The sequence below is a fragment of the Acinetobacter sp. GFQ9D191M genome, assembly GCF_011174875.1.
GTDB lineage: Bacteria > Pseudomonadota > Gammaproteobacteria > Pseudomonadales > Moraxellaceae > Acinetobacter.
The window spans coordinates 1-1,545 of record NZ_JAALGV010000145.1 but is presented as its reverse complement, the minus strand read 5'-3'; the positions used below and the strand labels follow the sequence as shown (position 1 = coordinate 1,545).

Below are 1,545 nucleotides of genomic sequence, written 5' to 3'. Positions count from 1 at the left end.
TCTTAACTGACTGGCATTACCGCTAAGTGCGGGGTTTTTTAACTAGCTTCATCAATATTATTTTTATCTTTTGAAATTCTTTTATAACTTTTTACATTGATTATTAAATTATCATCCGTTTCGGAATTCTTTAATCTAGCTGCAGCCTCTTCTTTTTTCATTTTTAACTTTAATTTAAATGCCAGCATTGTTACAAGTATCGCCATCATAGTACTCATAACAGGAAAGAAAACACTAGTCATTAAACCCAATAATGTTTGTTTTTCAATCTGCAATGGTTGCCAAATAACATTCAAAAATGTTGAAAATGCTACAAATATAGCCAAAATCATTGAAATAGCTTGAAATGCATCATTTCTATTTTCTAGTTTTTTAATATTTTTCTTCTCCACCTCTTCCTGTTGCTGAGGGAGCATTTCATTTAATAAAGGATTCAATAATTCAAAAAAGTTATCTTTTGACTCTACTGGGATAAAACTAGAATCCATAATCTCTTTTATCAACTCCTCTGCTAACTCCTTATTTGTATAGATATCTCTTACATCAACAGAATACTTTCGTGCTGTAGCATTTTTTAAGGCATCTAGAACATCTAAAGATGGTAATTTTCTTTGAGATATTCCGGAACGCAATGAATAGATTAACTCACCATTAACCGTTATAACTTTGTGTGTATATTCGCGTGTCTGTTTACTTTTAAAGAGTTTGGTTGTAATCAACCAAACAAGTAGGCCACTTATCAATCCACCAACAACCCCTACCACCCACGAATTGTTTAAAAATTCCCACATAATCAATATTTTTTATTTTCAACTTTAAGACTAATATGCCAAATATATTTTCTAAATTCTAGCTTTTAGCTCCATTTAGAATTTATTTCTTTTTAATATTTAATCAGCAGATTTTCATGTCAATTTCTATAAGCACCCCTCGCCTCATCCTCCGCCAATGGCAAGACTCCGACACTGCACCATTTATCCAAATGTGTGCAGACGATGAGGTCATGCGTTATTTCCCCACTCCATTGACACCTGAACAAAGCCTACAATTTATTGAAAAAGTGACACGGCAAATTAATCAGCATGATTGGGGCTTATGGGCAGTTGAACTAAAAGAGACTAAAGAATTTATTGGCTTTATTGGTCTGCAACCACAACCTGATCTGTTTGAGTTTTCACCCTGTGTTGAAATTGGCTGGCGGCTAGCAAAAAAATATTGGCATCAAGGTTATGCGACTGAAGGTGCACGTGCAGTCCTAGATTATGCCTTTAATACGGCGGATTCAAGCGGCAAGTGCAACAGTATAAAAACCAGCCATAACTTCACTCGGTGTATACCAACCTAGTGTTTTTCTAGGACGATGGTTGAGTGCAAATTCTATCTGCTCTATTTGTTCGTTTGACACACCATCAAACGATGATGATTTTGGCAGATATTGACGGATTAAACCATTCGTATTTTCATTTCTAGCTCGCTGAATAGACTTGTAAGGATCAGCAAAATACGTCTCTATGCCAGCATCAGTAATTCTTTTGTGTTCGGAAA

Annotated in this window: 2 protein-coding genes and 1 pseudogene; 1 reads left to right on the top strand and 2 read right to left on the bottom strand. The window is 35.0% G+C overall.

The features are described 5' to 3' along the window. Positions 1-38: 38 nt before the first annotated feature. The gene (locus G5T77_RS16590) at positions 39-791 is read right to left on the bottom strand and encodes a hypothetical protein (RefSeq protein ID WP_166135816.1); all 753 of its coding nucleotides are present in this window, start codon (positions 789-791) and stop codon (positions 39-41) included. A 116-nt stretch (positions 792-907) separates the two neighbouring features. Here G5T77_RS16590 and G5T77_RS16585 point away from each other — a divergent pair. Further along, positions 908-1,273: pseudogene (locus tag G5T77_RS16585) on the top strand (GNAT family N-acetyltransferase); the annotation flags it as partial. 9 nt (positions 1,274-1,282) lie between these two features. On the opposite strand, the gene G5T77_RS16580 reads toward G5T77_RS16585, so the two are convergent. Beyond that, on the bottom strand, positions 1,283-1,545 hold a 263-nt coding region (locus G5T77_RS16580), incomplete at its 5' end, for an IS30 family transposase (protein ID WP_166236257.1).

Excerpts from the sequence above, each read along its gene's own strand:
- G5T77_RS16590 (WP_166135816.1), bottom strand. The coding sequence starts at position 791 with ATGTGGGAATTTTTAAACAATTCGTGGGTGGTAGGGGTTGTTGGTGGA.